This is a genomic window from Pseudomonas sp. 1L-B-1-E-C1, assembly GCF_057291835.1.
The window spans coordinates 81423-107332 of sequence record NZ_JBXAWN010000015.1 but is presented as its reverse complement, the minus strand read 5'-3'; the positions used below and the strand labels follow the sequence as shown (position 1 = coordinate 107332).

The 25910-nt window shown below is 61.6% G+C and carries 26 protein-coding genes; 3 read left to right on the top strand and 23 right to left on the bottom strand.

Going from position 1 to position 25910, the window contains the following annotated elements; translation table 11 throughout:
- Position 1: 1 nt before the first annotated feature.
- The 8 genes from pabC to AC0Z4S_RS23910 all read right to left on the bottom strand — a co-directional run bounded on the left by pabC (position 2) and on the right by AC0Z4S_RS23910 (position 6164).
- Positions 2-817 carry an aminodeoxychorismate lyase gene (pabC, locus tag AC0Z4S_RS23945; protein ID WP_485624825.1) on the bottom strand — a complete coding sequence of 272 codons (816 nt, stop codon included), beginning with the start codon at positions 815-817 and terminating at the stop codon, positions 2-4.
- Positions 817-2061, bottom strand: a complete 1245-nt coding sequence (gene fabF, locus AC0Z4S_RS23940) for a beta-ketoacyl-ACP synthase II (protein WP_253504348.1) — start codon at positions 2059-2061, stop codon at positions 817-819. The genes pabC and fabF overlap by 1 nt, the downstream gene beginning before the upstream one ends.
- Before the next feature lie 108 nt (positions 2062-2169).
- Positions 2170-2406, bottom strand: coding sequence for an acyl carrier protein (acpP, locus tag AC0Z4S_RS23935; RefSeq protein ID WP_003175607.1), 237 nt, complete (start codon positions 2404-2406; stop codon positions 2170-2172).
- A gap of 197 nt (positions 2407-2603) precedes the next feature.
- A complete protein-coding gene (gene fabG, locus AC0Z4S_RS23930; protein WP_016770989.1) occupies positions 2604-3347 on the bottom strand; it encodes a 3-oxoacyl-ACP reductase FabG in 744 nt (247 codons plus the stop codon).
- Between the two features lie 16 nt (positions 3348-3363).
- Positions 3364-4302: an ACP S-malonyltransferase gene (gene fabD, locus AC0Z4S_RS23925; RefSeq protein ID WP_024013921.1), complete on the bottom strand. Its 939-nt coding sequence runs from the start codon at positions 4300-4302 to the stop codon at positions 3364-3366.
- Positions 4303-4425: 123 nt separating this feature from the next.
- The gene (gene plsX, locus AC0Z4S_RS23920) at positions 4426-5436 is read right to left on the bottom strand and encodes a phosphate acyltransferase PlsX (RefSeq protein WP_485624824.1); all 1011 of its coding nucleotides are present in this window, start codon (positions 5434-5436) and stop codon (positions 4426-4428) included.
- A 4-nt stretch (positions 5437-5440) separates the two neighbouring features.
- Positions 5441-5623 (bottom strand): 50S ribosomal protein L32, encoded by a 183-nt coding sequence (gene rpmF, locus AC0Z4S_RS23915; RefSeq protein WP_003179396.1) that lies wholly within the window; start codon positions 5621-5623, stop codon positions 5441-5443.
- A gap of 13 nt (positions 5624-5636) precedes the next feature.
- Complete coding sequence (locus AC0Z4S_RS23910; protein ID WP_003204262.1) at positions 5637-6164, bottom strand: YceD family protein; 528 nt, start codon at positions 6162-6164, stop codon at positions 5637-5639.
- A gap of 105 nt (positions 6165-6269) precedes the next feature.
- On the opposite strand from AC0Z4S_RS23910, the gene AC0Z4S_RS23905 reads away from it, so the two are divergent.
- Complete coding sequence (locus tag AC0Z4S_RS23905; RefSeq protein WP_485624823.1) at positions 6270-6848, top strand: Maf family protein; 579 nt, start codon at positions 6270-6272, stop codon at positions 6846-6848.
- 86 nt (positions 6849-6934) lie between these two features.
- On the opposite strand, the gene sppA is transcribed toward AC0Z4S_RS23905, so the two are convergent.
- From sppA to rluC, 3 genes are read right to left on the bottom strand one after another with little or no spacing between them, the layout of a single operon-like run.
- The gene (sppA, locus tag AC0Z4S_RS23900; RefSeq protein ID WP_485624822.1) at positions 6935-7924 is read right to left on the bottom strand and encodes a signal peptide peptidase SppA; all 990 of its coding nucleotides are present in this window, start codon (positions 7922-7924) and stop codon (positions 6935-6937) included.
- A 24-nt stretch (positions 7925-7948) separates the two neighbouring features.
- Entirely contained in the window at positions 7949-8611 is a 663-nt protein-coding gene (locus tag AC0Z4S_RS23895; protein ID WP_083352208.1) for an HAD-IA family hydrolase, read from the bottom strand.
- Entirely contained in the window at positions 8598-9557 is a 960-nt protein-coding gene (rluC, locus tag AC0Z4S_RS23890; RefSeq protein ID WP_485624821.1) for a 23S rRNA pseudouridine(955/2504/2580) synthase RluC, read from the bottom strand. The genes AC0Z4S_RS23895 and rluC overlap by 14 nt, the downstream gene beginning before the upstream one ends.
- Before the next feature lie 699 nt (positions 9558-10256).
- Between rluC and rne the strand changes: the two genes are divergently transcribed.
- Positions 10257-13529: a ribonuclease E gene (gene rne / locus AC0Z4S_RS23885; RefSeq protein ID WP_485624820.1), complete on the top strand. Its 3273-nt coding sequence runs from the start codon at positions 10257-10259 to the stop codon at positions 13527-13529.
- A gap of 149 nt (positions 13530-13678) precedes the next feature.
- Here rne and AC0Z4S_RS23880 read toward each other — a convergent pair whose 3' ends face one another.
- From AC0Z4S_RS23880 to AC0Z4S_RS23825, 12 genes are all read right to left on the bottom strand, one after another.
- Complete coding sequence (locus AC0Z4S_RS23880; RefSeq protein ID WP_485624819.1) at positions 13679-14269, bottom strand: nucleotidyltransferase family protein; 591 nt, start codon at positions 14267-14269, stop codon at positions 13679-13681.
- A complete protein-coding gene (locus AC0Z4S_RS23875; RefSeq protein ID WP_485624818.1) occupies positions 14266-15246 on the bottom strand; it encodes an XdhC family protein in 981 nt (326 codons plus the stop codon). Before AC0Z4S_RS23875 ends, AC0Z4S_RS23880 begins: the two co-directional genes overlap by 4 nt.
- Entirely contained in the window at positions 15246-17567 is a 2322-nt protein-coding gene (locus AC0Z4S_RS23870; RefSeq protein WP_485624817.1) for a xanthine dehydrogenase family protein molybdopterin-binding subunit, read from the bottom strand. Before AC0Z4S_RS23870 ends, AC0Z4S_RS23875 begins: the two co-directional genes overlap by 1 nt.
- Positions 17564-18034 carry a (2Fe-2S)-binding protein gene (locus AC0Z4S_RS23865; RefSeq protein ID WP_485624816.1) on the bottom strand — a complete coding sequence of 157 codons (471 nt, stop codon included), beginning with the start codon at positions 18032-18034 and terminating at the stop codon, positions 17564-17566. Before AC0Z4S_RS23865 ends, AC0Z4S_RS23870 begins: the two co-directional genes overlap by 4 nt.
- Positions 18035-18283: 249 nt before the next feature.
- Complete coding sequence (gene murB, locus AC0Z4S_RS23860) at positions 18284-19303, bottom strand: UDP-N-acetylmuramate dehydrogenase (RefSeq protein WP_485624815.1); 1020 nt, start codon at positions 19301-19303, stop codon at positions 18284-18286.
- Complete coding sequence (locus AC0Z4S_RS23855) at positions 19300-19764, bottom strand: low molecular weight protein-tyrosine-phosphatase (RefSeq protein WP_116658088.1); 465 nt, start codon at positions 19762-19764, stop codon at positions 19300-19302. The genes murB and AC0Z4S_RS23855 overlap by 4 nt, the downstream gene beginning before the upstream one ends.
- On the bottom strand, positions 19764-20528 hold the full coding sequence (gene kdsB, locus AC0Z4S_RS23850; protein ID WP_253504366.1) for a 3-deoxy-manno-octulosonate cytidylyltransferase: 765 nt from the start codon (positions 20526-20528) through the stop codon (positions 19764-19766). Before kdsB ends, AC0Z4S_RS23855 begins: the two co-directional genes overlap by 1 nt.
- Positions 20525-20710 carry a Trm112 family protein gene (locus AC0Z4S_RS23845; protein ID WP_003179363.1) on the bottom strand — a complete coding sequence of 62 codons (186 nt, stop codon included), beginning with the start codon at positions 20708-20710 and terminating at the stop codon, positions 20525-20527. Before AC0Z4S_RS23845 ends, kdsB begins: the two co-directional genes overlap by 4 nt.
- 24 nt (positions 20711-20734) lie before the next feature.
- Entirely contained in the window at positions 20735-21745 is a 1011-nt protein-coding gene (gene lpxK / locus AC0Z4S_RS23840) for a tetraacyldisaccharide 4'-kinase (RefSeq protein WP_485624814.1), read from the bottom strand.
- Positions 21745-22173, bottom strand: coding sequence for an ExbD/TolR family protein (locus AC0Z4S_RS23835; RefSeq protein ID WP_042610688.1), 429 nt, complete (start codon positions 22171-22173; stop codon positions 21745-21747). Before AC0Z4S_RS23835 ends, lpxK begins: the two co-directional genes overlap by 1 nt.
- Entirely contained in the window at positions 22170-22805 is a 636-nt protein-coding gene (locus tag AC0Z4S_RS23830; RefSeq protein ID WP_007908216.1) for a MotA/TolQ/ExbB proton channel family protein, read from the bottom strand. The genes AC0Z4S_RS23835 and AC0Z4S_RS23830 overlap by 4 nt, the downstream gene beginning before the upstream one ends.
- Positions 22806-22906: 101 nt before the next feature.
- Positions 22907-25141, bottom strand: a complete 2235-nt coding sequence (locus AC0Z4S_RS23825) for a DNA internalization-related competence protein ComEC/Rec2 (protein WP_485624813.1) — start codon at positions 25139-25141, stop codon at positions 22907-22909.
- 136 nt (positions 25142-25277) lie between these two features.
- On the opposite strand from AC0Z4S_RS23825, the gene AC0Z4S_RS23820 reads away from it, so the two are divergent.
- Entirely contained in the window at positions 25278-25796 is a 519-nt protein-coding gene (locus AC0Z4S_RS23820) for a DUF2062 domain-containing protein (RefSeq protein ID WP_485624812.1), read from the top strand.
- Positions 25797-25910: the final 114 nt, after the last annotated feature.

Here is a 25910-nt window from a genome sequence, read left to right as displayed (position 1 = left end):
ATCAAGCATCCAGTAGCGCGCGGGCAATGGTTTGCAGTTTACGGGTGAGCGGGCCAACCGGCCAGCTCAGTGCAGCACAGGCGCGTACCGGCCAGACGCCATAAACGCTGTTGCAGACAAACACTTCATCAGCCCATTGCAGATGATCGAGGCTGATATCGGCGATTTGCGCAGGGATGGCCAGTGACTCGGCCTGAAACAATATTTCCGCGCGCATCACACCAGCGACGCCGCAGCGCTTCAAGTCGGGCGTGATCAGACCACCGTCGCGCACCAGGAAAATATTGCTGAACACGCCTTCGACGACGCGCCCGGCCTGATCGAGCATCAGGCCCTCGGCGTGATCGCTGTCCTGCCATTCGCCGCGGGCGAGCACCTGTTCCAGTCGGTTCAGATGTTTGAGCCCGGCCAGCAGAGGTTGCGTGGACAAGCGGGTGTTGCAGGGAAACAGGCGGATGCCGTGCTCGGCGTGGGCAGCGGGATAAGCCGCCGGCGGATTGCCTTGCAGAATGCGTCGGCCCTGCGCCGCAGGATCGGGCGCATAACCGCGCAGACCGTCACCGCGAGTGAGGATGAGCTTGAGCACGCCCTCGCCCATCGCAGCCGCATAGCTGAGCAGCTCGTGGCGAATCAGCTCGAAGTCGGTCGCGATGGCCAGACGCGAACAGCCATCGGCCAGACGCGTCAGGTGTCGATCCAGCAGGATCGGCCGACCGCTGTGCACGGCAATGGTCTCGAACAGACCATCGCCGTAAGCCAGGCCGCGATCTTTCAGCGACAGCGTGTCAGCCGGTTGACCGTCGACCCAGCTCTCCATCAGCCCGCGAACCGGCGGAACGCCAGAGTGCCGTTGGTGCCGCCAAAACCGAAGGAGTTGGACAGCACGACATCGATATCCATGTTGCGCGCAGTGTGCGCGACGAAATCGAGATCGCAGCCTTCGTCAGGCTCCTCAAGGTTGATGGTCGGCGGTGCCACCTGGCTGTTGATCGCCAGCACGCTGAAGATCGCCTCGACGGCGCCCGCTGCACCCAGCAGGTGTCCGGTCATCGACTTGGTCGAGCTCACCGCCAGCTTGTAGGCGTGATCGCCGAACACCGACTTGATCGCGTTGGCTTCGGCAAGGTCGCCGGCCGGGGTCGAGGTGCCGTGGGCGTTGATGTACTGCACTTGGTCGACGTTGATCTTCGCATCGCGCAGGGCATTGGTGATGCAGCGCGCGGCACCGGCGCCATCGGCGGGTGGCGAGGTCATGTGGAACGCATCGCCACTGGTGCCGAAACCGATCAGCTCGGCGTAGATCGTCGCGCCGCGCGCCTTGGCGTGCTCGAGTTCTTCAAGAACCAGAGCACCGGCACCGTCGGACAGGACGAAGCCGTCGCGGCCCTTGTCCCATGGACGACTGGCGCGGGTCGGCTCGTCGTTGCGGGTCGACAGTGCACGGGACGCGCCGAAGCCGCCCATGCCCAGACCGCAAGCGGCCATTTCCGCGCCGCCGGCAATCATCACGTCAGCTTCGTCGTACATGATATTGCGCGCCGCCATGCCGATGCAGTGCGTACCGGTGGTGCACGCGGTGGCGATGGCGTAGTTGGGTCCCTGTGCGCCCAGATGGATCGACAGGAAGCCGGAAATCATATTGATGATCGAGCCAGGCACAAAGAACGGCGAGATCCGTCGCGGACCGGTCTCGTGCAGGGTGCGGCTGGTTTCTTCGATGTTGGTCAGACCGCCGATACCCGAGCCCATGGCCACGCCAATGCGTTCACGGTTGGCATCGGTGACTTCCAGACCGGCATTGCGCACGGCTTGAAAGCCTGCGGCGAGGCCGTACTGAATGAACAGGTCGAGCTTGCGCGCTTCCTTGACCGACAGGTATTCCTCGACATTGAAGCCTTTGACCGAACCGCCGAAGCGGGTCGAATAGGCAGAAAGGTCGGTGTGTTCGATCAGACCAATGCCACTGCGGCCAGCCAGAATGCCCTGCCAACTGCTCGGCACATCCGTGCCCAGTGGCGACAACATACCCATACCGGTGACTACGACGCGTCTACGCGACACAGCACTCTCCTTTTTCAAATGACGACTTTGCATCAGGCCTAAAGAAAAAACCGCACGCCATGATGGCAGTGCGGTTTTTCCATGACAGCAAGCAACGATTACAAACTGTTACGCCTGGTGGCTGGTAACGTAGTCGATTGCAGCTTGTACAGTAGTGATCTTTTCAGCTTCTTCGTCAGGGATTTCGGTCTCGAATTCCTCTTCCAGAGCCATCACCAGCTCAACGGTGTCAAGGGAGTCGGCACCCAGGTCTTCTACGAAGGAAGCGGTGTTGACCACTTCTTCTTCTTTAACACCCAGTTGCTCGGCAACGATTTTCTTGACGCGCTCTTCGATGGTGCTCATACCTTGTTTTCACTCCTAATGGACAAATTCAGGCAGCTGGCCAGTGGGTAAGTGTATAGAAAGCCTTTTCAGTTTTTCAACTGAAAGCTTCACTCCTCAAACCCTGCGGCCCTCTGCCTATAAAATAGATTGCAGCTTTATAACGGATTTTAGACAGCTCGTATGACATTTTTTTGAAGCAATCCGTCACATTTTACTTACATGTACATCCCACCGTTCACCGGGATTGTAGCCCCGGTAACGTATGCCGCACCGTCGGATGCAAGAAAAGCGACCACGGACGCGATCTCTTGAGCTTGTCCCAGACGACCCAGCGGAATCTGCGTCTGCAAGGCTTCACGCTGTGCTTCAGGCAGCTCGCGGGTCATATCGGTGTCGATGAACCCTGGGGTTACCGAGTTGACCGTAATCGAACGCGAACCGACTTCACGCGCCATCGCCCGGCTGAAACCTTCCAGACCGGCCTTGGCGGCTGCATAGTTTACTTGGCCGGCGTTGCCCATGGCACCCACCACCGAGCCAATACTGATAATTCGACCCCAGCGAGCCTTGGTCATGCCGCGCAGAACGCCCTTGGACAGGCGATACAGACTGTTCAGGTTGGTATCGATCACGTCGTACCATTCGTCGTCTTTCATGCGCATCATCAGGTTATCGCGGGTGATACCGGCATTATTGACCAGAATCGCCACCGGCGCACCGAACTGCTCCTGAATGCCCGCCAGCACGGCGCTGACCGATTCGTCGCTGGTGACGTTGAGTTCGAAACCGGCACCCTGGATGCCGTTTTCCTTCAGGGTCGCGGCAATGCGCTCGGCGCCCGACGCGGAGGTCGCGGTGCCAACAACGATGGCGCCCTGACGACCCAGTTCCAGTGCGATGGCCTGGCCGATGCCACGGCTTGCACCGGTGACCAGTGCAACTTTACCTTGCAGACTCATGCAAGTTTCTCCTGATTCAGGCCTGCGCTGCGCGAGCGGCAGCGAAGGCATCTGGGGTATTGAGGTTGGAAGTCGAAACGCCTTCGGCGCAACGCTTGTTCAGGCCAGCCAGGACTTTGCCCGGGCCGCATTCGACCAGATTCGTGGCGCCCTTCGCCGCCAGGGTCTGCACCGATTCAACCCAGCGCACTGGCTTGTAGAGTTGTTCCAACAGGTCACGCTTGAGGGTTTCCAGATCGGCCGGCACTTGTGCGCTGACGTTCTGCACCACCGGGATCTGCGGCGCTTGCCAGTCGATTGCAGCGATGGATTCGGCGAAGCGCTCGGCAGCCGGACGCATCAGTTCACAGTGCGACGGCACGCTCACCGGCAACGGCATGGCGCGTTTGGCGCCACGGGCCTTGCAACCCTCGATGGCGCGCTCGACGGCCGCCTTGGCACCGGCGATCACCACTTGGCCCGGCGAGTTGAAATTCACTGCGCTGACGACTTCGCCTTGCGCCGCTTCGGCGCAGGCTGCCAGCACATCGGCGTCTTCCAGACCGAGGATCGCAGCCATGCCGCCCTGCCCGGCCGGCACCGCTTCCTGCATCAACTGGCCACGGCGCTCGACGAGCTTGACCGCGTCAGCCAGGCTCAGGCTGCCGGCGGCAACCAGCGCACTGTATTCACCCAGACTATGACCGGCGACGAATGCCGGACGCGCGCCACCTTCGGCCAGCCACAGACGCCACAGGGCGATCGAGGCGGTCAGGATTGCCGGTTGGGTTTTATCGGTTTGATTGAGCAACTCTTCCGGGCCCTGCTGGGTCAGTGCCCACAGGTCGTAGCCCAGCGCAGCAGAGGCTTCTTGAAATGTTTCGAGGATCAGCGGGTGTTGCGCGCCCAACTCGGCCAGCATGCCGAGGGACTGCGAACCCTGTCCTGGAAAGACGAATGCGAGGGAAGCAGACATGTAACAAGCCCCTAATGATCTTGTCGTCGGAAAATATCGTCCCGCTCGGGACGGGAGAAACTGACAGTTTGGATGGCCCTTTGAACCGGGCGGTCACATTTAAGCATTGTCCGACGAAAACGCCTAAGACAACAGATCCTCCAGACGGCCGTGGAGACGCTCGGGCAGGTTCTCCTGGATCTCGATCAGTGCCCGTTGAATCGCACTCTGAAAGCCCTGAACACCGGCCGCTCCGTGACTCTTCACGACGATGCCCTGCAAGCCGAGAAAGCTTGCGCCATTATGTCGCGCCGGAGCCAGGTCGGCCTGCAGACGCTTCATCAACGGCATCGCGAGCGCGCCGACAGCACGAGAAGCGATGTTTTTCTTGAACAGGGCCTCGATGCGCGCCGCGATCATCGTCGCCAGGCCTTCGCTGGACTTGAGCAGGATATTGCCGACGAAGCCGTCACACACCACCACATCGGCCTCGCCGCGATACAAGCCGTCGCCTTCGATGAAGCCGATGTAGTTGATCCCGCGCGCAGCCTGCAACAGCGTTGCGGCCAGTTTGACCTGCTGATTGCCCTTGATGTCTTCGGTGCCGATGTTCAGCAGTGCCACACGGGGACGGGCAATCCCCAAGGTCTGCGCAGCCACCGAACCCATCACAGCGAACTGCAACAGGTGCTCGGCACTGCAATCGACGTTGGCGCCAAGATCGAGCAACTGGCAATAACCGGTCTGCGTCGGAATCGCCGCGACCATGGCCGGACGATCAATGCCGGGCAGTGTCTTCAGGACAAAACGCGACAACGCCATCAACGCGCCGGTATTGCCGGCACTGACACAGGCCTGCACCTTGCCATCGCGGAGCAATTCGAGGGCGACACGCATCGACGAATCCGGCTTGCCACGCAGGGCCTGGGCAGGTTTTTCGTCCATGGTGATGACTTCGCTGGCCGGAACAATCGTCAGGCGCGCGCGATCGGCAGCCGATTGGCCGTGGATCAGTTCTTCAAGAAGGGAGGGTTGACCGACGAGGGTCAGGTGCAACGAGGGCGTAGCAGACAGGCAAGCGAGACTGGCCTGAACAATGCTGCGGGGACCGAAGTCCCCGCCCATTGCGTCAATCGCGATGACTTGAGCGGACAAGTGATTACTCGTCAGCGCCCTTGTCGATCACTTTACGGCCACGGTATACGCCTTCTGGCGATACGTGGTGACGCAGGTGAACTTCACCAGTGGTTTTTTCTACAGACAGGGTGCTAGCCTCGAGAGCGTCGTGCGAACGGCGCATGTCACGGGCAGAGCGGGATTTTTTGTTCTGCTGAACAGCCATAATTGATTAACTCCTAAACGTTTGGGTCACGCTTTAACTGCGCCAATACACTGAACGGGTTGGACCGCGTTACCTCGTCCTCGCTCGGTTCGGGCTCATCTGCTCCCGCCGGCTGCTGGCATTCTTCCGGATGATGAGCAGGCACAATGGGCAAGGCGAGCAGAAGCTCCTCCTCGATCAGTGACTGCAGATCCAATGGATCTTCGCCCAGTTCCAGCACGTCATAACCTTTCGGCAACGACTGGGTATTCGCACCCTCCTTCACCACCGCGTAACTGCATTCGCTGTGGATCGGCAGGGTGACCAGCTCAAGACAACGCTGGCAAACCATTTTGACTTCGGTGTCGATAAAGCTGTGGATGACCACAGACTTACGTTCATCTCGTTCAAAAACGAATTTGGCCTGCACCGTACCGACATCGTCGGAAAGCGGGTCGCAGAGTCTCTTCAAATCGGCCAGCAGCAGTTCACCTTGAAGGGTGGTGCCACGGTCAGCCAATTTGCGCGGGTCAACGTGAGGTGGAATCGGGTCATTCAACATAGGCGCAGCATTATAGGGATGCACCCACCCATGTCAAAGGAAATTGTGCCCTGTCCGTCACTTGCGCGCCTCCGCTAGAATTCGCACCTGCCTCAGGAGACGTCCATGCTGCCTCTATTACTCGCTTCAAGCTCGACTTATCGCCGTGAATTACTCGCCCGCCTGCACCTGCCGTTCGTCTGCAGCTCGCCGGACATCGACGAAAGTCACCGCCCGGGCGAGTCCGCGATCGATCTGGTCAAACGTCTTGCCGAAGAAAAAGCCCGGGCCTTGGCGGTCAGCCACCCTGCTCACCTGATTATCGGCTCGGACCAGGTTGCCGTGCTGGGCGAACAAATCATCGGCAAGCCGCACACCTTCGAGAAGGCCCGTGATCAGCTGATGGCCGCCAGCGGCGCGAGCGTGACCTTCCTGACCGGCCTGGCACTGCTCAACAGCCAGACCGGGCAATGCCAGGTCGACTGCGTGCCGTTTACCGTGCACATGCGTCAGCTGGATCAGGCGCGCATCGAACGCTACCTGCGCATCGAGCAACCGTACGACTGCGCCGGCAGCTTCAAGGCCGAGGGACTGGGCGTGAGCCTGTTTCAATCGACCGAAGGCCCTGATGCCACCAGCCTCATCGGCCTGCCGCTGATTCGCCTGATCGATATGTTGTTAGTCGAAGGTGTGCAAATCCCTTAAATGCAAAAGATCGCAGCCTTCGGCAGCTCCTACACCGATCCGTGCAAGAGCCTCCACAGACTGCGATCTTTTGATCTTGAACCGTCTTACCGCAACGAAGGCCCGTGGAAACCCATCCACATGGCCACCTGCTCGGCCACGCTGGCGCCGAGCTTTTTCGAGAAGCGATCGAACGGCGATTCCTGCACGGTGAAGTCCACCAGCTCCTTCTCGCCAATCACATCACGCGCCACCGAACTGGCACTGCCCAAGCCATCGATCAAGCCCAGCGGCAGCGCCTGCTCACCCGACCAGACCAGCCCGGAAAACAGCTCCGGATGCTCTTTGTCCTTCAGGCGATCACCACGACCCTGCTTGACGCTGTTGATGAACTGCTTGTGCGTGGTGTCGAGCACGCTTTGCCAGAAGGCGGTTTCTTCAGGCTTTTGCGGCTGGAACGGATCCAGGAATGCCTTGTGCTCGCCCGAGGTGTAGGTGCGACGCTCAACCCCGAGTTTTTCCATGGTGCCGACGAAACCGTAACCCGCCGCCGTGACGCCGATCGAACCCACAAGACTGGCCTTGTCGGCGTAGATCTGGTCCGCCGCGCTGGCGATGTAGTAAGCACCGGAGGCACCTAGATCGGAAATCACTGCGTAGAGCTTGATCTCCGGGTGCAGAGCACGCAGACGCTTGATCTCGTCATAGACATAACCGGACTGCACCGGACTGCCGCCCGGGCTGTTGATGCGCAGAATGACGCCTTTGACCTTCTTGTCTTCAAAGGCCGCGCGCAGGCTGCCCACGATGTTGTCGGCGCTGGCCGGTTCCTTGTCGGCGATTACGCCGTCGATCTCGATCAACGCCGTGTAGTTCGGGCCGCGCGTGGCGCTTTTTTCCATGTCCATCAGCGGCGTGAACAACAGCAGCGCAACAAACAGATAAACAAACGTCAGCAGCTTGAAGAAAATCCCCCAGCGCCGTGAACGGCGTTGTTCCTGCACGCCAGCCAGCAGAGTTTTTTCCAACAGCTTCCAGCTTTTCGCGTCACCGTCGTCGGCACTTGCCTTGGCCGGTGCTTTCCATTCGTCGGTCATGCCATCTACCCCAGCAAAAACGTATTAAGCCCGCTGACCCAGCCAGGCATGCAATTCAGAAAAACGGTCGATCGACAGCCGCGGCTCGAACTGCTGCAGAGACTCGATCGATTGCGCGCCATAACTGACCGCCACCGAATCCATTCCCGCATTGCGCGCCATCAGCAGATCGAACGACGAATCACCGACCATCAACGCCTGCTCCGGGCGTACGCCGCAGTGGCTGACGATCTGCTCAAGCATCAGAGGGTGCGGCTTGCTGGCAGTTTCATCGGCCGCACGGGTGATATCGAAATAATCTTCCCAGCCATTGGCCTTGAGTACGCGATCAAGGCCGCGCCGGTTCTTGCCGGTCGCCACCGCCAGGTGATAACCCTGTTCGCGAAACGACGCCATCGACTCGACCACGCCTTCGAACAGCGGTGAAGGCACGGCTTCGGCAGCGATGTAGTGATCGGCGTAGTACTCGCGAAACGCGAGCAACTCTGCGTCACTGATTTCGGGATATAGCGTGCGAATCGCTTCCGGCAGGCCGAGACCGATGATGCCTTTGACGGCGAAGTCATCGCGCAATTCGAAGCCGGAACGCCCGGACGCGGAGTGCATCGCCTCGACGATCCGATGGATGGAATCGGCAAGGGTGCCGTCCCAATCGAAAATCAGCAGTTTGTAATCAGATGGGCGCACTCAATCGCTCCACGGTCTTGGCCCACATTTCGTCAACCGGCGCTTGCAGGGTCAGCTTGCCGCCATCGGGCAGCGGCACGGTCAGCATGTAAGCGTGCAGGAACAGACGCTTGCCGCCCAGTTCGCGGATTTCCCTGGTGAAATCCTCGTCGCCATACTTGCTGTCACCGGCAATGCAATGGCCAGCATGCAAGGTGTGCACGCGAATCTGGTGGGTACGACCGGTAACCGGTTTCGCCTCGACCATGGTGGCAAAATCGCCGAAGCGGCGCAGCACCTTGAACATCGTCAGGGCTTCCTTGCCCTCGTCATTGACTTCGACCATGCGCTCGCCGGAACGCAGATTGCTTTTGAGCAACGGTGCGCGGACCTGCTTGATCGACGTCGCCCAGTTGCCACGGACCAGCGCCATGTAGCGCTTGTCGACGCCATCGCCACGCAGTTGCTCGTGCAGGTGGCGCAACATGCTGCGCTTCTTGGCGATCATCAGCAGGCCGGAGGTGTCACGGTCCAGACGATGAACCAGCTCCAGCTCCTTGGCATCGGGACGCAACTGACGAAAGGCTTCGATCACACCGAAATTCAGCCCGCTGCCGCCGTGAACCGCAATGCCGGCGGGCTTGTTGATCACGATCAGGGCTTTGTCTTCGTAGACAATCGACGCTTCCAGGCGCTGCAACAGCCCCTGGGCCAGTGGCACCGGCTCGTCGCGCTCAGGCACGCGAACCGGCGGAACACGCACGATATCGCCGGCCTGCAGCTTGTATTCGGGCTTGATCCGACCTTTGTTCACGCGCACTTCGCCTTTGCGCAAAATGCGGTAAATCAAGGTCTTGGGCACGCCCTTGAGCCGGGCGAGGAGAAAGTTGTCGATTCGTTGGCCGGCATACTCCGGCGAGACTTCAAGCAGTTGAACGCCTGGAGTCGAAGGGGCAGTAGTTGTCATGCCGCGGATGATAACAATTTTTATGGAATTGAAGCACTTAATCATTGCTGCTATAGTCGCGAACGCCGCCAAAAGCGGCCTGGACAGCGGAACCACGGTCAAAGACCGGCCCTGACCAACGCAATTCACCAGGGCGCGAGGCCGTCCTACGGGGCTTTCGCTACGTAACGGTGGAGTTTGCGGTTGTAACGAGCGCAGGTGACATGAGGCCTGAATTACACCGCCGAGCAGAGTTCTCACTCGCCCGGCAGGCAACATTCAAGGCCAGTTCACAAAGTGCAGTCGACTGCGAATGACCCCGAGCGATTGCTTCGGAAACATCGCCTGAATTAGCCATGATGCGTGACCTCCCCTTTCGGAGCTCACGGTAAATGCCAACCCGCTGCGGATTCTGCGCGCGGCAGCACCCGAATTATCAGGGATACGTGTAGGGTGGAGATGCACAACCGCCGGACTGTGTAGCAACAAGCTTTGATCAAGACGCTTCATCTCGTCCACAGCCGCTGGTTGATTCCTCCTCCTGACTGAGTGCTTAAGTAGCCACAGCAAGCAGGACGCGTACGTCGCGGTATCGGCCCAATTGGCCGCACATCGCTGGACACGGGAATGGCCAACCACTCCCGACGCACCTGACACCGACCGTGAGAAGTCGTGTGTGCCGAACGCCGTTTCCGGCAGCCCGGAAACCGACGGTACTACATGAAAAGAATGCTGATTAACGCAACTCAACCCGAAGAGTTGCGTGTTGCACTGGTAGATGGCCAGCGCCTCTACGACCTGGACATCGAATCCGGTGCACGCGAGCAGAAGAAGGCCAACATCTATAAAGGCCGTATCACTCGCATCGAACCAAGCCTTGAGGCTGCCTTTGTCGATTTCGGCTCCGAGCGCCACGGCTTCCTGCCCCTCAAAGAAATCTCCCGCGAATACTTCAAGAAAGCCCCCGAAGGCCGCGTCAACATCAAGGACGTCCTGAGCGAAGGCCAGGAAGTCATCGTCCAGGTCGAGAAAGAAGAACGTGGCAACAAGGGCGCCGCCCTGACCACTTTCATCAGCCTCGCCGGTCGTTACCTCGTGCTGATGCCGAACAACCCGCGTGCCGGCGGCATCTCCCGTCGCATCGAAGGCGAAGAGCGCAACGAACTGCGTGAAGCGCTGAACGGTCTGGTTGCTCCGGCCGACATGGGTCTGATCGTGCGCACTGCAGGCCTGGGCCGCAGCAGCGAAGAAATGCAGTGGGACCTCGACTACCTGCTGCAACTGTGGACCGCCATCAAAGAAGCCTCGCTGGATCGCTCCGCGCCATTCCTGATCTATCAGGAAAGCAACGTGATCATCCGCGCCATCCGCGATTACCTGCGCCAGGACATCGGCGAAGTGCTGATCGACAGCGTTGAAGCCCAGGACGAAGCCCTGACCTTCATCCGCCAGGTGATGCCGCAGTACGCCAGCAAGATCAAGCTGTACGAAGACAGCGTGCCGCTGTTCAACCGTTTCCAGATCGAAAGCCAGATCGAGACCGCGTTCCAGCGCGTCGTCGAACTGCCTTCCGGCGGTTCCATCGTCATCGATCCGACCGAAGCCCTGGTGTCCATCGACATCAACTCGGCGCGCGCCACCAAAGGCAGCGACATCGAAGAAACCGCCCTGCAGACCAACCTTGAAGCCGCCGAAGAAATCGCCCGTCAGTTGCGCCTGCGCGACATCGGCGGCCTGATCGTCATCGACTTCATCGACATGACCCCGGCCAAGAACCAGCGCGCCGTGGAAGAGAAAGTCCGCGAATGCCTGGAAGCTGACCGCGCCCGTGTGCAGATCGGTCGTATCTCGCGTTTCGGCCTGCTGGAAATGTCCCGTCAGCGCCTGCGTCCATCGCTGGGCGAAAGCAGCGGCATCGTCTGCCCGCGTTGCAACGGCACCGGCATCATCCGTGACGTTGAATCGCTGTCGCTGGCCATTCTGCGCCTGATCGAAGAAGAAGCCCTGAAGGACCGCACCGCCGAAGTTCGCGCGCAAGTGCCGATCCCTGTCGCCGCGTTCCTGCTCAACGAAAAACGCAACTCGATCACCAAGATCGAACTGCGCACCCGCGCCCGCATTGTCATTCTGCCGAACGACCACCTCGAAACGCCGCACTTCGAAGTTCAGCGTTTGCGTGACGACAGCCCGGAAGCCGCGACCAACCAGTCCAGCTACGAAATCGCTGCCGCCGCTGCCGAAGTCGAAGAAGTCCAGCCTGCCGCTGCGACCCGCACTCTGGTTCGCCAGGAAGCTGCGGTGAAAACTGCCCCGGCCCGTGCCAACGCACCGGTGCCGACTGAAGTTGCACCTGCCGCACCAGCTCCAGCACCAGCTGCCGCGCCTGAGCCAAGCCTGTTCAAGGGTCTGGTGAAGTCGCTGGTCAGCCTGTTCGCCACCAAGGAAGAGCCAGCCGCACCGGTCGCTGTTGCGAAACCGGCTGCCACCGAGCGTCCTGCCCGCAACGAAGAACGTCGCAACGGTCGTCAGCAGAGCCGCAACCGTAACGGTCGTCGCGATGAAGAACGCAAGCCGCGCGAAGAACGTGCTCCACGTGAAGAGCGCGCACCACGCGAGCCGCGCGAAGAGCGTCAGCCACGTGAAGCCCGTGAGCCGCGTGAGACCCGCAGCGAAGCGCCGGTAGCCCGCGAAGAGCGCGCACCACGTGCCCCGCGCGAAGAACGTGCACCGCGCGCACCGCGTGAAGATCGCAAGCCGCGTGGCGAGCGTGAAGAACGCGTACGTGAACTGCGTGAGCCTCTGGACGCCGCACCAGTCGCAGCCGCAGCCACCGCTGCCGTGTCGACTGAAGAGCGTCCGGCCCGTCAGCCACGCGAAGAACGCGCTCCGCGTCCGCCGCGTGAAGAACGTCAACCGCGCGCCGAACAAGCCGCTGCTGCCGTCGCTGAAGAAGAAGTGAACACCAATAACGAAGAGCAACTGCCGGAAGACGGTCAGGACAACGCCGAAGGCGATCGTCCACGTCGTCGCTCCCGTGGTCAGCGTCGTCGCAGCAACCGCCGCGAGCGTCAGCGTGATGCCAACGGCAATGTGATCGAAGGTTCGGAAGAATCCGACTCCGCTGAAAACGCTGGCGAGCCAAGCACTGCCGATCTGGCCGCTGGCCTGGCCGTCACCGCCGCCGTTGCCAGCAGCACCATCAGCGCTCCGGCTGAAGCTCAGGCCCACGAGCAGGCTGAGCGCGCTACCGCCGCCACACTGGAAACTGCTCCAGTCGAAGCGCCGGTTGTCGAAGCCACCACTCCTGTGGAAGTGACCGCTGCGCCGGAGATCGAAGTCGCCCCGGTCCGCGAAGCTCAGCCTCAGGTTGAAGCAGCGGCTGAACCGGAAACTGTCGTTGAAGCGCCAGCTGCCGCCACTGAGCCAGCGGTTGAAACCGTCACTGAAGAAGTGACCAAAACCGTGCGTGAAGTTCGCGAAGAGCAGACTGCGTTCAACTGGGTTGCCGAGCCAGCCGTCACTGAGACTCCAGCGCCGGTCGCTGAAGCCGAAGTACCGCAGGCCATGGTTTCCGAGCCAGTGGTCGCAGCGGCCGAGCCTGCTCCAGCGCCTGCGGTTGAAGCTCCAGCAGTCGAAGCACCGGCTGTCGAAGCTCCAGCCATTGTCGAAGCACCAGCCCCAGTGGTTGAAGCTCCGGCACCGGTCAGCGCCCTGACGCCAAACGGCCGCGCGCCAAACGACCCGCGTGAAGTGCGTCGTCGCAAGCGTGAAGCCGAGCGTCTGCAGAAGGAAGCCGAACTGGCTGCCGCTGCGGCGCCAGTGGCTGCCGAACCTGCCCCTGCGGCTGAAGTGGTCGAGGCAGCCCCTGCCCCGGTCGCGGAAGAAGCATCGGTTGAAGCGGTGATCGCTGAAGCACCCCGCTCCGTTCAGGATGCGGTCGAGCAGCGCGAAGAAGCTCAGGAAAAAGAGCACGAGCCTAAACCACTCGTGTAATTCCTGAAGCCGTTAAAAAGCCCCGCCTGGTGAAAGCCTGGCGGGGCTTTTTATTGTCTGTTTATCAGATCAAAAGATCGCAGCCTTCGGCAGCTCCTACACAGATAAATGTAGGAGCTGCCGAAGGCTGCGATCTTTTGATTTTGCTGTTATTTGAAAACCAAAGCCTCTGGCACATCGATATCCCACAACACCCCGGGATCATCCACCGCCACTTCCACCACCCGACCCTGCGCAAACAACGGCCGGGCGCCCTTGTCGCCAGTCAATGCCTGCAACTGCGCGCCAAACCCACGGCCAAACCCCACCGGATGGCCAAACTCGCCGTTCAGGACCGGCACGCTTACCGCATCATCAGCCAGCGCCGCGACCACTCTTTCTATACTCGACGGCAAGATAAACGGCATATCTCCCAGCACAATCAACCAGCCATCCGCATCAGCACTGGCCGCAACACCTGCGGCAATGCTGTCGCCCATGCCGGTCGACTCGATCGACACCACGTCGCAGCCGTAGGCCTGAGCCATGCGCATCGCCTGCGGTCGCGCTTCGGTCGTGACCAGTACGCGCTTGTCGAGACTGGCCGGCAGATTGACCAGCACCTGCTCGATCACCGAGCGCACCGCGCCGTCACGCCCGGTGCAGTCAGCGAGCAATTTGTCTTTGTCGGGGCCGGCGATCTGGCGAAAGCGCTTGCCCTCGCCCGCTGCCAGCACGATCACTGCGATGGATTGGCTCATGCACCCTCCAGCGGTTTCTTCTGTTTCAGCTCTACACCGTTCTTAATCGCGACAATTTCCGCCAGCAACGACAAAGCGATCTCCGCTGGCGAATGACTGCCGATGTGCAGGCCGATCGGCCCGTGCAGGCGATCAATCGATGTTTGCGACAAGCCTAGCTGAGCGAGGTTTTCCCGGCGCTTCTGGCTGTTGACCCGCGAGCCCAGCGCGCCGACGTAGAACGCCGGCGAGTCGAGCGCGGTGAGCAACGCCATGTCGTCCAGCCGAGGATCGTGGGTCAAGGCAACAATCGCCGTGCGCTCGTCGGTCTGGATGTTCAGCACCGCTTCGTCCGGCATGCCGGGAACGAAACGGCCGTGCTGCTCTTCCCAGCCGTAGACGAACTCGCTGCGCGGATCGCAGATCAGCACTTCGAAATCCAGCAGCCGCGCCATGTCGGCGACGTAGCGCGACAACTGCCCGGCGCCGATCAACAACAGGCGCCAACGCGGCCCATAAATCGCTCGCAGGACTTTGCCGTCGAACACCAGTGAGTCGGATTTAGTCGCCGGAGTTAACAGCACCTCGCCGGTTTCAATGTTCAGTTCCCGGGCAACGATTTCATGGTTTTCGCAACGCTGCAGCAACTCGGCCACCCACGCCGGGTCGCCGACGCGCTCTTCGGTCAGCCGCAGCGTGCCACCGCATGGCAGGCCGAAACGCGCGGCCTCCTCGCGGGTCACGCCGTAAGTAATCATCTGCACCGGCGGGCCATCGGTGGCGATACGGCCGTCGTGCAGCCGCGCGATCAAGTCATCCTCGACACAGCCGCCCGAAACCGAACCGATCACCACGCCGTCCTCGCGCAAGGCGAGCATGGCCCCGGGCGAGCGCGGCGCGGTGCCCCAGGTCTGCACCACACTGAACAGCACCACCCGCTGCCCGGCGCGGCGCCATTCGAGGACGCTGCGCAGGACGTTGAGATCGACGCTGTCCATTACGCCTCCGCCTTCTGCCAGCCTTGCAACTGATAACGCACTGGCAGATTGCGGATACGCTTGCCGGTGGCGGCGAAGATCGCATTGCACAGCGCCGGAGCGATCGGCGGCACACCCGGCTCACCAACGCCACCCAACGGCACGTCACCCGGCGGCGTGACCAGATGCACGGCGACTTCCTTCGGCGCCAGCGACATGCGCGCGACTTCGTACATATGGAAGTTGTCCTGCTGCACCTTGCCGTCCTTGAAGCTGATTTCACCGAGCACGGCATTGCCCAGGCCCATGACGCACGCGCCTTCGAACTGCGAACGGATGCGCTCAGGGTTGATCTGCGGCCCGCAGTCCACGGCGATGTCGGCCTTGTGCACGATCAGCGAACCGTCGTCCTTGACCTCGACTTCGATCACCGCCGCCACATAGGTGACGAAGCTGTAATGCACCGCCAGACCGAGGCCGCGGCCCTTGGGCAGTTTGCGTCCCCAACCGGCAGCCTTGGCGGCTGTTTCCAGCACCGTGCGTATGCGCCCGGTGTCGATCGGATAACGCTCGGGCGATTCGCCGTAGTTCCACTCTTCGCTCAAGGTGCGTGGATCGATCTGCCGATCCGGCCCGAGCAATTTGATCTGGTACTTGAGCGGATCTTCACCGGCCTTGTGCGCCAGTTCATCAACGAAACTCTGAATCGCAAAGCCATGGGGAATGTTCGACACCGAGCGATACCAGCCGACCCGCGTGTGCACCTTGGCTTCAGGGTTTTCCAGACGCACGCTGGGAATCGCGTAGGCCATATTGGTAAAGCCCATGCCCAGCTCGAACGCTGCTTCATGGTTCATGTCCGGCGCAAACAGTGCAGTGATGCTTGGCGCCACGGTGCGATGCAGCCAACCGGACGGCATGCCGTTCTTATCGATGCCGGCCTTCAGGTATTCCGCCGAGACGGTGTGGAAATACGAGTTGTGGATGTCGTCTTCACGCGTCCACTGCACCCGTACAGCCTTGCCCGGAAATTCCTTGGCGAGAATCGCCGCTTCAACGACGAAGTCCGGTTTCGACTTGCGCCCGAAACCACCGCCCAGCAGCGTCACGTTGAAAGTGACCTTTTCGAACGGTACGCCCAGGCGCTCGGCGATGCGCTCACGGGTGACCTGCGGTGCCTGACTCGGCGCCCAGGCTTCGCACACGCCGTCCTTGAACCGCGCAATGGCGACCATCGGTTCCATCGGTGCCTGCGCCAGATGCGGCAGGTAGTACGAGGCTTCGAGGGTGCTGGCAGCGCTGCTCAAGGCCTTGTCGATGTCACCGGTGTTGCGCACCACTTTGCCGGCTGTCAGCGACGCGGCTTCAAGTTCCTTGCGATAGGCAATCGAGTCGTAACTGGCGTTAGGGCCGTCGTCCCACTCGATCTTCAGCGCCTCGCGGCCCTTGATCGCCGCCCAGGTATTGCTGGCGACAACAGCGACGCCGCCCAGCGGCTGAAACTCCGACGGCAATGGCCGGCCTTCGATCTGAATGACTTTTAGCACGCCGGGGACTTTCAGTGCGGCGCTGTCATCGAGGCTTTTGACCTTGCCGCCATACACCGCCGGGCGAGCGATGGTGGCGTAGAGCATGCCGTCGAAATGCACGTCGGCGCCGTACACCGCGCGGCCATTGACGATATCGGCACCGTCGATGGCCTTGGTGCCTTCCTTACCGATGTAGCGAAATTCCGACGGCTGCTTGAGACGCAGGCTGTCACGCGCCGGTACTGCCAACGCACTGGCCGCAGCGGCAAGCTCGCCATACCCCAGCTCGCGGCCGGACGGTTTGTGAATGACCTTGTGCAACTGCGCATGGCATTCGCCGACCGGCACTTTCCATTGCACAGCGGCAGCCTGCTCGAGCATGGTCCGCGCGGCCGCGCCGCAACGACGCATCGGTTCGTACCAGTGACGCATGCTGCGCGAACCGTCGGTGTCCTGGTTGCCGAAGCGCACTTCGTCACCCGGCGCCTGTTGCACTTTGACCTGCGCCCAATCGGCCTCTAGTTCATCGGCAACGACCATGCTCAGACTGGTGCGCACACCCTGACCCATTTCCGAACGGTTGCACACCACGGTGACGCTGCCATCGGCGGCGATGCTCACGTAGACCTTGGGGTCGTCGATCCAGCCATTGGGCATGCCGTCGGCGCCGAACTTCTTCGCCGCGTTATCGGCCAGCGCATCCTGCCAGCCCCAGCTCGCGGCGAGAACCAGCGCGCTGGTGGCGCCGACGCCTTTGAGAAAGCCACGGCGGCTGAGGTTGCTCAGGGCGAAATCATTCGGGACGCGGCTCATGCCTTCACCTCCTTCAGGTGCGTGGAGGCCTGGCGGATCGCGGTTTTGATCCGGTTGTAGGTGCCGCAGCGGCAGATGTTGCCGACCATGGCCTCTTCGATCTGCTCGTCGCTCGGGTTGGGGTTGGTTTTCAGCAGAGCGGTGGCAGACATGATCTGCCCGCCCTGGCAATAACCGCATTGCGCGACCGCGCTGTCGAGCCAGGCTTGCTGAACGACCTTACCCACCGGATCGGCGTGGAGGTTATCGATGGTGGTGACGTTCTGGCCGATCACCGAGCCGATCGGGGTGATGCAACTGCGTGCCGGCAAGCCGTCGATGTGGATGGTGCAGGCGCCGCACAGGCCCATGCCGCAACCGAACTTGGTGCCGTTGTAACCGGCGACGTCACGAATCGCCCACAACAGCGGCATGTCTTCGGTGACATCGAGGGAGTAGTCTTGACCGTTGAGTTTCAGGGTAATCATGGGCACGCCCGCATATTTTTTAGTGGTTATGGGGTCGAGCAATCTGCCGCCGGAAAATCAGCGGTGGGTTCGCGCAGATCGACTCAGGCTAATCAGGCTCTCTTGCGCCGACGGGAACGTCTGCACCGGGCCTTTGGGTGGAGCAAATGGTAGGTATCGTTAGGTCGCTAAGTTAACCCAGCATTAACAAAAAAGCCCTGCACTTTTTCATCAGTGCAGGGCTTTGGTTGACGTCAGGCAAGCGTAGCCTCAATACCTGTTGGGCTCCATTTCCAGTTCGACATGGAAGCGCTCGGTGATGTCTTTCTGGATACGTTGCGCCAGGTCGAGCAGTTGCAGGCCGGTGGCCGTGCCGTAGTTGACCAGCACCAGCGCCTGCAACTTGTGCACGCCAGCATCGCCGTCGCGGAAACCCTTCCAGCCGGCGCGCTCGATCAGCCAGCCAGCGGCCAGTTTCATCTGCCCGTCCGCTTGCGGGTAAGCCACCAGATCCGGGTGCTGCGTTTTGATCTGCGTGACCACCGCGGCCGGCACCAGCGGATTCTTGAAGAAGCTGCCGGCGTTGCCGAGCACCGCCGGGTCCGGGAGTTTTTCGCTGCGGATGCTGCAGATTGCGCGGCTGACGTCAGTGGGCGTCGGCTGCTCGATGCCCTGCTCGCTCAGGCGCTGACGCACCGGGCCGTATTCCAGATGCAGATGGGCGGCGCGATCGAGCTTGAAGCGCACCCGCAGGATCAGCCAACGTCCCGGCTGCTGCTTGAACAGGCTGTCGCGGTAGCCGAAGTTGCATTCTTCCAGGCTGAAATCACGCAGCTCGCCGCTCTCGCGGTCCAGCGCGGTCAGGCCGGCAAACACGTCTTTGATCTCGACGCCATAGGCACCGATGTTCTGCATCGGCGCGGCGCCGACGGTGCCGGGAATCAGGCTGAGGTTTTCCAGCCCGGCCAGACCCTGGGCCAGCGTGTGCTGGACGAACGGGTGCCATGGCTCGCCCGCTTCCGCCTCGACAACCACGTGACTGCCATCGTCGCTGAGCACGCGAATGCCGCGAGTGGCCATGCGCAACACCAACGCCGGAATATCCGCCGTCAGCAGCAAGTTGCTGCCGCCGCCGATCACCAGTAACGGCACGTCATGGGACGCGCCATAGGCCAGCGCCTCGCGGACGTCGTCGTCGCTGTGGGCTTCGGCAAACAGCTGCGCACGCACATCGACGCCAAAAGTGTTGAAGGCTTTTAGTGATACCTGCGGTTGGACCTGCAAACTCATAAGCGCCCCTTCACTTCGATCAGCAGTTGATCGCAGGCCGCTTCGATCAGATCGAGCACCTGCTCGAAACCCTGATCGCCGTCGTAATACGGATCCGGCACTTCATCGACCAGCCCGGCATAACGGCGCAGGAACAGGTCCAGCTCGGCCTTGCCAGTAGACGGTTGCAAGGCCTTGAGGTTGCGCAGGTTGCTGTTGTCCATGGCGAGGATCAGGTCGTAGCTGGCGAAATCCGCCCGGCTGACCTGCTGCGCGCGTTGCGTCGACAGGTCATAACCGCGCAGTTTCGCCGCGGCCTGGCTGCGCTTGTCCGGCGGGTTGCCGACGTGCCAGTCACCGGTGCCGGCGGAGGCCACTTCGACCACGTCCGCCAATCCGGCTTCGCGCAACTTGTGGCGCAACACGCCTTCGGCGGTGGGCGAACGGCAGATGTTGCCCAGGCACACAAACAGAACGCGCATCAGGCCCCCAGCAGGCGACGAACCCGCTCAAGGTCTTCGACGGTGTCGACGCCGGTCGGCGGCGCGATCAGCGCGTCAGCCACATGAATGCGCACGCCGTGCCACAGGGCACGCAGTTGCTCAAGGGATTCGGTGTTTTCCAGCCAGCATGGGCCCCAGCTCACGAAGTCGTGGAGGAACCCGGCACGGTAGGCATAAATACCGATGTGGCGGCGATAGGGCACGCCTTCCGGCAGTTGCTCACGGCTCTTGGCGAACGCATCGCGAGCCCACGGCAAGGTTGCACGACTGAACGTCAGGGCCAGACCGTTGATGTCGCTGGAAACCTTCACAACGTTGGGGTTGAACAGGGTTTCCACATCTTCGATCGGCTCGGCCAGCGTGGCCATGCGCGCTTCGGTATGGGCAGCAAGGTTGGCGGCGACCTGATCGATCACGCTCGGCGGAATCAACGGCTCATCGCCTTGCACGTTAACCACGATCGCATCAGGCGCAAGACCGAGTTTCGCCGCGACTTCGGCCAGACGATCAGTGCCGGAATTGTGATCTTCACGGGTCAGCACCACTTCGGCGCCAAAGCTGTTGCACGCCTCGACGATGCGCGCGTCATCGGTAGCAACCACGACGCGGGTCGCGCTGCTTTTGCTCGCCTGTTCCCAGACATGCTGGATCATCGGCTTGCCGGCGATATCCAGCAACGGCTTGCCCGGCAGACGGGTCGAGGCGAAACGCGACGGGATGACAACGGTGAAGGCTGTGGTCATTTATCCAGGCGCTCGTCGGTGGTCAGGGTGCGCGCTTCGCTTTCCAGCATCACCGGAATGCCGTCGCGGATCGGGTAGGCCAGGCCGGCGCCCTTGCTGATCAGTTCGGTCTTGTCGGCGCTGAGCTTGAGCGGGCCTTTGCACACGGGGCAAGCAAGGATGTCGAGCAGTTTGGTGTCCATGAACATTCCCAGAAATAAAAACAGTTAAGGCAACAGACGATCCGGCAACAGGCGCATCAGCTGCGTGTCGAACCAGGCCACGAAGGCCGGCGACGGCAGCGCATCGACCGCCAGATACCACCAGTCGGCAGCAGCGAAGGCACGGCACTTCACCGCGTCCTTTTCGGTCATCACCAAGGGCAATGACGGGGTGAAATTCAAGGCCTGCACGCTGTACTCGGCGTGATCGGCGAACGCGTGCGGGACTGGGCGCCAGTCTAGCGCTTCGAGGGTATTGAAGAAACGTTGTGGATTGCCGATCCCGGCTACCGCGTGCAGCGCCTGGCCGGGCGAAAAATGCTCGAGCGACTGACGTTCGCCACTGCGCAGATTGACCAGCGCGGTGGGTTGCAGGCGAAAGGCAAACCCATCGTCGCGATCAGCCAAGGCACCGTTGAACAGCACGCCATCGACACTTTGCAGGCGCTCGACCGGCTCACGCAACGGCCCGGCCGGCAGACAGTGCTGGTTGCCCAGCCCGCGCGCGGCATCGATCAGCACCAGTTCCAGATCCCGCGCGAGGCGGTAATGCTGCATGCCATCGTCGGACAGGATCAGGTCCAATGGCTCACTGGCGATCAAGGCTTTGACGGCGGCGCTGCGATCAGGGTCGATCATCAGTGGCACGCCGGTGCGCTGGACAATCAGCAACGGCTCGTCACCGGCAACCTCGGCGCTGTGCGCAGCCTCGACGCGCCACGGCAGGTGCGGCGGCTTGGCGCCATAGCCGCGACTGACCACACCGACACGCAGTCCACGGCGTCGGCAATGCTCAATCAGCCAGAGAATCATCGGTGTCTTGCCGGTGCCGCCGACGGTGATATTGCCGACCACAATCAACGGCACCGGCGACTGATAAATTTCACCCTCACCATCGAGAAAGCGCTGACGTTTGTTGATCACCACACGGCGATACAACATTTCCAGCGGTCTCAGCAGCGTCAGGGCCGGGTGCCCCTGATACCACGCGGCGAGCAGGCGATCGGAGAGGCTCATCAGGATTTCGGCGCCGCCTCGACCGTGGTCATGCGCAGATGGCTGAAACCGAGCTTGCCGGCCGCGTCCATGGCGGTGATCACCGATTGATGCTGGGCCTTGCCATCGGCACTGATCGACAACGGCATGCTGGTATCACCGTTGGATTCTTTCTGCATGGCTTCCATCAGTGTCGGCAGATCATTCTTCGGCAGAATCCTGTTATTCACCGAGAACACGCCTTCGGCGCTGATCGCGACGTCCAGTTGTTTGACTTGCTGATCCTCGGCCGGCGAACCGCTGACTGCTTCCGGCAAATCCACGCGCAACTGGGTTTCACGGGTGAAGGTGGTAGTGACCACGAAAAACAGCAGCAGAATGAACACCACGTCGATCAGCGACGCGAGGTTGATATCGATGGTTTCCCGAGGCTTGCGACGGAATTTCACGCGCGGCCCTCGGCCAGATCGACATCACGGTCGCCCTGCACCACTTCCACCAGTTTGATCGCTTCCTGTTCCATGCCGACCACCAGCTCATCGATACGGCGTTGCAGGAAACGGTGGAAGAACACCGCCGGAATACCGACCATCAGGCCCGCCGCCGTGGTGATCAGCGCCTTGGAAATACCGCCGGCCAGGACCGAGGCATTGGTGGTCATGCCGGAACCGGTGAAGGCACTGAAAATGTCGATCATGCCCAGCACCGTGCCGAGCAGACCGAGCAACGGCGACATCGCGGCGATGGTGCCCAACGCGTTGACATAGCGTTCGAGTTCATGAATGACCCGCGCAGCAGCCTCTTCGATGCACTCCTTCATGATCTCGCGACCATGCTTGGAGTTGGCGAGGCCCGCGGCGAGGATTTCCCCCAGCGGCGAGTTGGCGCGCAATTCCTTGAGTTTTTCCTTGTTGAGCTGCTTGTCCTTGATCCAGACCCAGACCTGACCCAGCAGATGCTCGGGGGTGACGCGACTGGCGCGCAGTGTCCACAGGCGCTCGGCGACGATCGCCATGGCCGCGATGGAACTCAGAATGATCGGCAACATCATCCAGCCGCCGGATTTGACCAATTCCCACACAGTGACAGTCCCCTCGAAAAAGTGCGCCACTTTACCATACCGATCCGCGATTAAGACCCGCCGCCCCGACGACCGTGAGGTGGCACTCATGCTGGCACCGATCAACGGCCGGGCGCCGGCGGCTCGCGCCAGAAACGCCGCTGGTGACGCATCGTCCACGGCGGTTTGAAGCTGCCCAGTTGCAGAAAGATGGCGCCGTGTTCGGCGCTGTCATAGATGCGCAGGCCTTGCTTGCGGTAGCGCGCAAGTACGGTCGGATGCGGGTGACCGAAGGAGTTGCCGTGGCCGCGGGAGATCAGCACCGCTTCCGGCTGCAAGGTTTTGAGCAGGGCCATCGATGATGAACTGCGACTGCCGTGATGCGGCGATTGCAGCCATTGCGTCGGCACCGCCACTGGGCTGTCGAGCAGAACGCGCTCGGCGTGAATGTCGATGTCGCCGGTGAGCAGCAGGCGCTCGCCGTTGGCTTCGATCTGCAAGACACAGGAGCGCTGGTTGCTGTCATCGGCCGCCGACCATTGCCAGAGCTGGAACTGCACGCCATCCCACTGCCACTGTTCGCCACTTGCGCAGGCTTCGGCGCTCAACTCCGGAGGCAGGTTTGGCGGGTCGCCACTGACGATTCGGTGCACGTTCAATCCACGCATCACCGCCCCGGCGCCGCCAGCGTGATCGGCGTCGGCATGGCTGAGCAGCATCAGGTCGAGTGCTTGGACATTCAGTTTGCGCAGCGCTGGCAGCACCACCCGCTCGCCAAGATCGAACTCGCCGAAACGCGGCCCGGCGTCATAGAGCAACGCGTGATGACGAGTACGGACAAGGATGGCCAGGCCCTGGCCGACGTCGAGTTGCCAGACATCGGCTCGCCCTTCTTCTATTCGCTCTCGGGGCGGCAACACCAACAGCAACATCAGCGGCCAGCCCAATGGACGCAGCGGCACACCACGGGGCAACAGCAATAACAAGGCGCCGAGGCCACCCAGGGCCAGCGCCCACAATGGAATGGCGGCAGGTATCCACGCCGGCCATTGCCCGGCAATCAGCGCCAGCCCGGTAAACAGCCAGTCGATCAAACCACCGGCCAGCCACAACAACCCTTCGCCAACATAAGGCACAGGCAGCAATAATGTTCCAAGCAGTGCCGGTGGCAGCACCACGAGGCTTACCCACGGCACCGCCAACAGATTCGCCACGGGGCCACTGACGCTGATCGGCAGGCTGAGCGCCAGCAACACCGGACACAAACCAATCGCGATCAGCCACTGCGCGCGGGTCCAGGTCTGCCACCAGCGCCAGGCGCCCAACCGCCCACCGAAAGTAAAAATCAGTACCGCCACCGCCGCGAAAGACAGCCAGAAACCGGGACGCAAACTGGCCAACGGATCAAATAGCAGTACGCCGTTGAACGCCAACAACAACGGCCACCACGCGCCGAGATTGCGAAAACGCAGGCGCCACAACAGCACCAGAGCCACCATTACGCAGGCGCGCTGCACCGGCACATCGAAACCGGCAAGCAAGCCATAACCCAGCGCCGCCGCAAAGGCCAGGCCGCATGCCCAGGGCAGCCATGGCCAGCGCAACGGCCACAAACCGCACCGCGCAAGCCCGGCGACCAGCAGATACATCACCGCGGCGAGCAAACCGATGTGCTGGCCGGAAATCACCAGCAAATGCACGGTGCCGGTGTCTTGCAGTACCTGCCAGTCCTCGCGACTGAGCCCGGAGCCATCACCGAGCACCAGCGCCGCCAACGCGCCCTCCCGTCCCTGCGCATCGGCGGCTAGCAGGCGCTGACGGACACCGTCGCGCCAGGCCTGTCGGGCCTCAGCCAGACGCTGGCCATCCTTGATCGTACCGGTCGCACCGATGCGCTGGGCGAGCAGCCAGGCCTCGTAATCGAAGGCGTCAGGGTTGAGCAAGCCACTCGGACGCTTCAACTTCACCGCCAGGCGCCAGCGTTCGCCGCTGTTGACCGGCGGCCCGGCAAACCAGGCCAGGCGCAGCAGCGACGGCAGTTTCTCGTGCCGTGAGTGTGCATCGGCCAGCTCGAAACGCACCACACCGTCGCCGTGCTGCGGCAAGCCGACCACGCGCCCTTCGAGCCAGCGGGTTTCGCCATCCAGGTTCGGCGGCAAACGATCATTCAAGGCCCACTGCGCGCCGATGCAGGCCCACGTGAAGCCAAACAGCAAAAATGCCAGTGGATAGCTGCGAAACGGCAAGAGCATCAGCGCCACCACCGGCAGTACCACCAAGCAACCGACCGGCGGCAAGGCCGGCAAAAAAACCGGGGCCAGCAGACCGACTGCCAGCGCCATCATCCCTGTGCGCATATGCCCGTCCTTGAGAGTCCCCTCCCTAGGCATAGCGGGTATGCGGCACCACCGTCGTCAACAATTGTCACAAAGTCTGAATGGGCGGTTCGTAGAATCCAGACATACTTGCCGCCTTAACCGACCGAGAAGCCTTATGCCCCGGCGCTTATTCAAACGTTACATGCCCGACCCGACGAGCATCAGGGAACACAAATCCTTACGCTTTCTCGGCAAGTTGCTGCATGACCCGAACCTCTGGCACCTCAACCGCCACTCGGTGGCCCGGGCGATGGCGGTCGGCCTGTTCGCGGCGTTCTTGCCGATCCCCGCGCAAATGCTGGTCGCGGCGGCGTTGGCGGTGATGGTGCGCGGCAACATGCCGATCGCGGTAAGTCTGGTCTGGCTGACCAACCCGATCACCATGCCGGCGGTGTTTTTCTGCACCTATCAGGCCGGGGCGTTCCTGATGGATGTGCCGGCGCGGCATCTGCCGGACGAGTTGACCTGGGAATGGATCAGCGGCGAATTGTCGACGTTGTGGCAACCGTTTCTGCTGGGCTCGGTGGTCGTCGGCCTGGTGCTGGGCATCCTCGCCTACTTCCTGGTGATGCTGTACTGGCGCTGGTGGGTGGCGCGGCAATGGCGGCGGCGCAGGCAAAGTCGGCAGAAGTGAATGCAAAACGGCCTCCGCGATAGGAGGCCGTTTTTTTGTCGGACGTCGACTGTAGGAGCTGCCGAAGGCTGCGATCTTTTGATGTTGCTACAAAAGATCAAGATCAAAAGATCG

Coding starts and splice junctions, on each gene's coding strand:
- pabC (WP_485624825.1), bottom strand. CDS start 817: ATGGAGAGCTGGGTCGACGGTCAACCGGCTGACACGCTGTCGCTGAAA.
- acpP (WP_003175607.1), bottom strand. CDS start 2,406: ATGAGCACCATCGAAGAGCGCGTCAAGAAAATCGTTGCCGAGCAACTG.
- fabG (WP_016770989.1), bottom strand. CDS start 3,347: ATGAGTCTGCAAGGTAAAGTTGCACTGGTCACCGGTGCAAGCCGTGGC.
- fabD (WP_024013921.1), bottom strand. CDS start 4,302: ATGTCTGCTTCCCTCGCATTCGTCTTTCCAGGACAGGGTTCGCAGTCC.
- rpmF (WP_003179396.1), bottom strand. CDS start 5,623: ATGGCTGTTCAGCAGAACAAAAAATCCCGCTCTGCCCGTGACATGCGC.
- AC0Z4S_RS23910 (WP_003204262.1), bottom strand. CDS start 6,164: ATGTTGAATGACCCGATTCCACCTCACGTTGACCCGCGCAAATTGGCT.
- AC0Z4S_RS23905 (WP_485624823.1), top strand. CDS start 6,270: ATGCTGCCTCTATTACTCGCTTCAAGCTCGACTTATCGCCGTGAATTA.
- sppA (WP_485624822.1), bottom strand. CDS start 7,924: ATGACCGACGAATGGAAAGCACCGGCCAAGGCAAGTGCCGACGACGGT.
- rluC (WP_485624821.1), bottom strand. CDS start 9,557: ATGACAACTACTGCCCCTTCGACTCCAGGCGTTCAACTGCTTGAAGTC.
- rne (WP_485624820.1), top strand. CDS start 10,257: ATGAAAAGAATGCTGATTAACGCAACTCAACCCGAAGAGTTGCGTGTT.
- AC0Z4S_RS23880 (WP_485624819.1), bottom strand. CDS start 14,269: ATGAGCCAATCCATCGCAGTGATCGTGCTGGCAGCGGGCGAGGGCAAG.
- AC0Z4S_RS23875 (WP_485624818.1), bottom strand. CDS start 15,246: ATGGACAGCGTCGATCTCAACGTCCTGCGCAGCGTCCTCGAATGGCGC.
- AC0Z4S_RS23870 (WP_485624817.1), bottom strand. CDS start 17,567: ATGAGCCGCGTCCCGAATGATTTCGCCCTGAGCAACCTCAGCCGCCGT.
- AC0Z4S_RS23865 (WP_485624816.1), bottom strand. CDS start 18,034: ATGATTACCCTGAAACTCAACGGTCAAGACTACTCCCTCGATGTCACC.
- murB (WP_485624815.1), bottom strand. CDS start 19,303: ATGAGTTTGCAGGTCCAACCGCAGGTATCACTAAAAGCCTTCAACACT.
- AC0Z4S_RS23855 (WP_116658088.1), bottom strand. CDS start 19,764: ATGCGCGTTCTGTTTGTGTGCCTGGGCAACATCTGCCGTTCGCCCACC.
- kdsB (WP_253504366.1), bottom strand. CDS start 20,528: ATGACCACAGCCTTCACCGTTGTCATCCCGTCGCGTTTCGCCTCGACC.
- AC0Z4S_RS23845 (WP_003179363.1), bottom strand. CDS start 20,710: ATGGACACCAAACTGCTCGACATCCTTGCTTGCCCCGTGTGCAAAGGC.
- lpxK (WP_485624814.1), bottom strand. CDS start 21,745: ATGAGCCTCTCCGATCGCCTGCTCGCCGCGTGGTATCAGGGGCACCCG.
- AC0Z4S_RS23825 (WP_485624813.1), bottom strand. CDS start 25,141: ATGCGCACAGGGATGATGGCGCTGGCAGTCGGTCTGCTGGCCCCGGTT.
- AC0Z4S_RS23820 (WP_485624812.1), top strand. CDS start 25,278: ATGCCCCGGCGCTTATTCAAACGTTACATGCCCGACCCGACGAGCATC.